The organism is Protofrankia sp. CiT1 (genome assembly GCF_917627335.1).
Taxonomy (GTDB): domain Bacteria; phylum Actinomycetota; class Actinomycetes; order Frankiales; family Frankiaceae; genus Protofrankia.
Genome location: NZ_CAKJTP010000030.1, coordinates 39634 through 44017, shown reverse-complemented (window position 1 = coordinate 44017; position 4384 = coordinate 39634). Strand labels below are relative to the sequence as shown.

The 4384-nt window shown below is 68.6% G+C and carries 5 protein-coding genes; 2 read left to right on the top strand and 3 right to left on the bottom strand.

The window, feature by feature from the left end:
- Positions 1-316: 316 nt before the first annotated feature.
- Positions 317-550 (top strand): antitoxin, encoded by a 234-nt coding sequence (locus tag MJ785_RS07830; RefSeq protein ID WP_239307884.1) that lies wholly within the window; start codon positions 317-319, stop codon positions 548-550.
- Positions 547-954 carry a PIN domain nuclease gene (locus MJ785_RS07825; protein WP_239307885.1) on the top strand — a complete coding sequence of 136 codons (408 nt, stop codon included), beginning with the start codon at positions 547-549 and terminating at the stop codon, positions 952-954. The genes MJ785_RS07830 and MJ785_RS07825 overlap by 4 nt, the downstream gene beginning before the upstream one ends.
- 337 nt (positions 955-1291) lie before the next feature.
- Here the strand turns inward: MJ785_RS07825 and MJ785_RS07820 are convergent, their stop codons facing one another.
- The 3 genes from MJ785_RS07820 to MJ785_RS07810 all read right to left on the bottom strand — a co-directional run bounded on the left by MJ785_RS07820 (position 1292) and on the right by MJ785_RS07810 (position 3506).
- On the bottom strand, positions 1292-1789 hold the full coding sequence (locus MJ785_RS07820) for an NUDIX domain-containing protein (RefSeq protein ID WP_239380275.1): 498 nt from the start codon (positions 1787-1789) through the stop codon (positions 1292-1294).
- 88 nt (positions 1790-1877) lie between these two features.
- Complete coding sequence (locus MJ785_RS07815; protein ID WP_239380270.1) at positions 1878-2831, bottom strand: TerB family tellurite resistance protein; 954 nt, start codon at positions 2829-2831, stop codon at positions 1878-1880.
- Positions 2832-3023: 192 nt separating this feature from the next.
- Positions 3024-3506 carry an ATP-binding protein gene (locus MJ785_RS07810; RefSeq protein WP_239307888.1) on the bottom strand — a complete coding sequence of 161 codons (483 nt, stop codon included), beginning with the start codon at positions 3504-3506 and terminating at the stop codon, positions 3024-3026.
- Positions 3507-4384: the final 878 nt, after the last annotated feature.

The window sequence follows — 4384 nt, the reverse complement described above, 5'->3', positions numbered from 1 at the left end:
TGGCAGCGGGCGCCCGTGGCCGCCTTCGTCATCTCTGCGCTCATTGCTGATGGGTAGACCCTGGCGACGGCGGCGCACGCAACCGCTCCCACCTGAGAGGGCGTTTACACAACGGATGCGGCGCAAGGATCTCCTGATCAGTGCGGCCAATGAGCTTCTCATCAAACATCGGTGTCAGCGTCGACCCCGAGCGCGGCAAGCCGACCGCCAACGAGACTGGGCACGCCACACCGGAGCCGCTCGATGACCACCGCTACAGAAGTAGCCATGCTATCGTGATCAAAGATTCTGATATCAAACTTGTGAGGTGGCGTCGGTGGCCGACATCCTCGTGCGTGACGTCCCCGATGTGGTTCTTGCCGAGCTCGACGCTGCCGCCGCCCGAGCCGGGATCTCGCGTGTCGAGTACCTGCGTCGCACGCTGGCCGCTGAAGCCGAGCGGGCATCGCGCGACGCCCACCCCCCGCTCGCCCGGGAGGACTGGGCACAGCTCAATGAACTGATTTCGGACCTCGCCGACGAGGATGTGATGCGCGGTGCCTGGTCGTGACCGAAGGCTGGCTTATCGACAAGTCGGCGCTGGTCCGCATATCGACCCATCCCGACGAGCCCCTCTGGTCACGGCGAGTTGATCAAAATCTGGTACACATATGCGCAGTTACGCTGCTCGAAGTAGGCTACTCGGCCCGCAACGGAGTTGAACACACCCGTCTCCTCCGCACCCTACCGCTCGCACGTATGGTCATCCAGTGGGACATGCCGGTCGCCGTGGCCCGACGCGCCTACGAGGTCCAGGGCATGCTGGCCGCGGCCGGCCATCATCGGGCCCCGAGCGTCCCCGATCTGCTGATCGCCGCGACGGCGGAAGCCGCCGGACTCACGCTCCTGCACCGCGACAAGGACTTCGAGCTGATCGCCGAGCTGACCGGGCAACCAGTGTGCCGACTGTCCTGATCTTCCAGCGCTCCCCGCGCCGGGATACGGCTGACAGGCAAGTTGACAGCCAAGCCGGCGGACGAGGGTGGACGCTGGCGGACCGCGGTGGACGAAGCACACCAGGTCAGCGGACGCGGCGGACGCCCACGGACGTCAGCGGCTGTTGGGCTACTGGTGAGGCCGGTGAGACAAAGAGCGACCAGCAACAGGGGACGCGGCGTCGCGGGGCCAGGGCACGCACCTCGCGTCATCGCTCCCCGCCCATCGCCTCGCGATGCACGCACCCCAGCCCCGCTCCTTGATCTACACCTCTACCGCCGGGCGCTCAAAGCCGGGGCGATCTACCGTGAGGTCGTCAGGCCGGTCTGCCCTCCCGCCGCGGTGAGCCAGCCGGGCCGTACCAGGCCGGCCGGCGGGTGCTCAGCCAGCTCAGGATGGCCGTTCGCAGGTGCGCGGGCCGGAAGACGAAAGCGTGGAGATCGGCCACGGCCACCGAACCAAGATCGATTGCCTCCTTCCGGCTGCCGATGTCCGCGAACGGCGGCAGAACGGAGGCGAACACCATGTTCAGCTCGTGCCATGCCTGGCCGGCTTCGACGAACGAGTGCTCCACGCATCCCACGAAGTCGAGGGTGCGCGCGGTCAGGCCGGTCTCCTCCCGGATCCCGCGGCGCAGCGCTTCCTCCACGCTCTCGCCTGGCTTCACGTTCCCGCCGGGTAACGAGTACCAGGCCTGCCCCCGGCGGTTGGCGACAAGGATGCGCTCGCCAGCCGTGAAGAGCATGCGTGCGCTCAATACCACCGATGTGCTGGACGCACTGGATGCTGCCGTGGTTGCGGTGACGGTGTCCACCGGGTCGGCCCGCCTTTCTTACTGGCAGAAGCGGTCGGGGATCAGGGGATGTTCAGCCTGGACGGCCTGGGCCTGGGCCTGGGCGTTCTTAGCCGGCCTGGACGGCGAGGGTCATGGGATCGAGCCCGAGAACACCGATCGCCTGTTGGACGGCGGCTCGCTCGGCCGGGTCGAACGTGCCGTCAGCGCGCCCGATCACCGCGCCGAACTGGATAACCGAGCGTGCCCGCACCCTACGTCCCCGCACCTTGGCGATCTCACGCAGCGCCGCGGCCCTGGCCTCGGTGGCATCCGCGCGGAACGCGGCCACATGCGCGTCGAACAGGCGGAGCAGCTCGTCCGGTGGAAAGGCGCCCAGGACCGGATCGCTGGTGACGATGGCTGCCATCGCTTCCCGTTCGCGCGCATCGATCGTGCCGTCGGCGGCGGCGACGAGCGCGCACATGGCCACCGCCGCATCCCGGAAGGACGCGTCGGTGAGTTCGTGCCGGCGGGCATCCAGCTGTGCCCGCAGGGAGTGCGCGGACTCGCGTAGCTGGCTCCACCACGGTTCGGGTTCGGAGACCGCCAGGCCAGACCAGGTCGGCCAGCGGTCCTCCAGCCAGCGGATCGCCATGCTGGCTATCGCGGGGGGAGTCAATGATCGCTCAGTGAGGTTCGTGAGGGGGAGCGTGACGAGCGGTGTGCCCAGACAGGCGGTGGGTATGTCCGCTTTGTCGGGAAGATCGGCTGAGAACACGAGCGTCATGGTGCGCTCATCGGGCCCGGTCGCGTGTTCGACGCACGCCGCGAAGGCCGGTACCGTCGGGGATGCCGACAGCCCCGGCTGCGGTGGCGGTAGTGGCGCGACGTGCGCATCCCGGTGCGAGCCCAGCAGCTCGCGCAGGTGCCGGGAGGCGGCGGTGACGATGTCTTCACCAGGTTCGACGGTCCCGCCGGGCAGCGCATGGGCCGATTCGGCCGGCACATACCGCACCACCAGGTGCGTTCCCGTGCTGAGCAGTATCCGCACGTCCAGCCGGACATTCGTGGGCACGGGCATGGCGGCTCCCTGGTGATGACCTCGCGCTGTCGATTACGCTACGCCATGAGGCTGATGCTCTCCTCGCCTCATCATCCACCCATCACAGTGGGTCATCACAGCTGCCCACCGTGGTTGCCCACGCTGGCACACCCGTCCCCGGACGATCGCACGCACAGTGGAAAATCGCTGGAAGAGTGTGGAAGCACATGGTCAGGGGAAGAACGCGGGCTGACAGGCACCAGCCATCCCCGTGAGCGCCGTCGGCCCGGCGGCGCTCACGGGGATGGCTGCCCGCGCGGGCGCGGTCAGCTCGAACCACACATGTTTACCGGGGCTGTCCTCGGCCGGCTTGTCGACCACGCCCCACTCGCTGGCCAGCGCCGCGACCAGATGCATGCCGCGGCCGGATTCATCATCGTCGCACACCGTCCGCATGATGGGACGGATCGTGCTGTCGTCACCCACCGCGATCCGTACCCGGTCGTTCTGCGCGATGATCTGGATGTGCAGCGGGTCATCGCACCGGGCATAGCGCACGGCGTTGGTGACGACCTCACTGACCAGCAGGCGGGCGACCTCGGCGTCTTCCTCACGGCCCCAGATGGTCAGCAGCTCGTTGACAAGACGCCGTGCCCGCCCCGCGGCGCGTGTGTTGGCGGGCAGATCGAAGCGTGCGGTAAGAGTTTCGGCCACGCCTCACCCTCCACCGATCACTGCCGACGGGCACGCCGCCGAACATCGCCATGTGTCCGAACATCGTCACCAGCCCGCTACTGTCGCCTTCATGCCACGCAGCGTTTGCCTTCAAACCTGGTTGGCACGATGTTGTCACGGACCGTTGACTACTTGGCGAACACAGGTTCACCCTTGCGCGTGATCGGGCGGTACGCATCTCGGCGGACGACGGTTGTCGCACCAGGTAGCGGTGCTGTTCTCAGGAGCGGGCCGGGTGCCTCCGGCCGCTGGTCGAACGACGGCTGTCGAAACACGCCCTAGATCACGTCGATGCCGTCGAGGATGCTGCCGTATTCGGGCCAGCGGTTGCCGTCACGGTTGTCCGCCCCGCTGGGCGGTGGCTCCGGATGCGGGGCCTGGGACGGCCGTGCCTGTGGCTGTCGCGTTGATCCAGGTTGTGGGGGCTGCGTCCCCGGCTGCTGGGGCGTTCCGGGGTGCGTGACCTCAGCCCGCGGCGCCGCGGGGTGCGGATAACGCGGATGATGTGGCTGGGGGCCAGGGGCGCTCCGGTCGGTAGCCGGCAGTGTCGACCTTCGGGGCATGCCATTGCCCGCGGGTATGCCCGGGTCGGCCGGCACAGGCTGGGCTGGCGTCCGGCTGGGCGGGATCCCTATCGGCCCGGAAATCAGCGGCGCGGGGCGGGCTGTGGGGATGGCTGCTCCGTGATGCGGCTGCCCGGACGGTTCGCCGCCGTTCCACGGCGCGGGTTGCCGGGGCGGCGTCCGCTGCTCATGCCCGAGCGGCTGGATCGGGCCGGTGGGGTGCTGCCGCGGTGCCGGCGGCATGGGGCGGGAGCCTGGGCTGGGTGGCTGTGCCGCGGTCGGGGGCCACGGCAC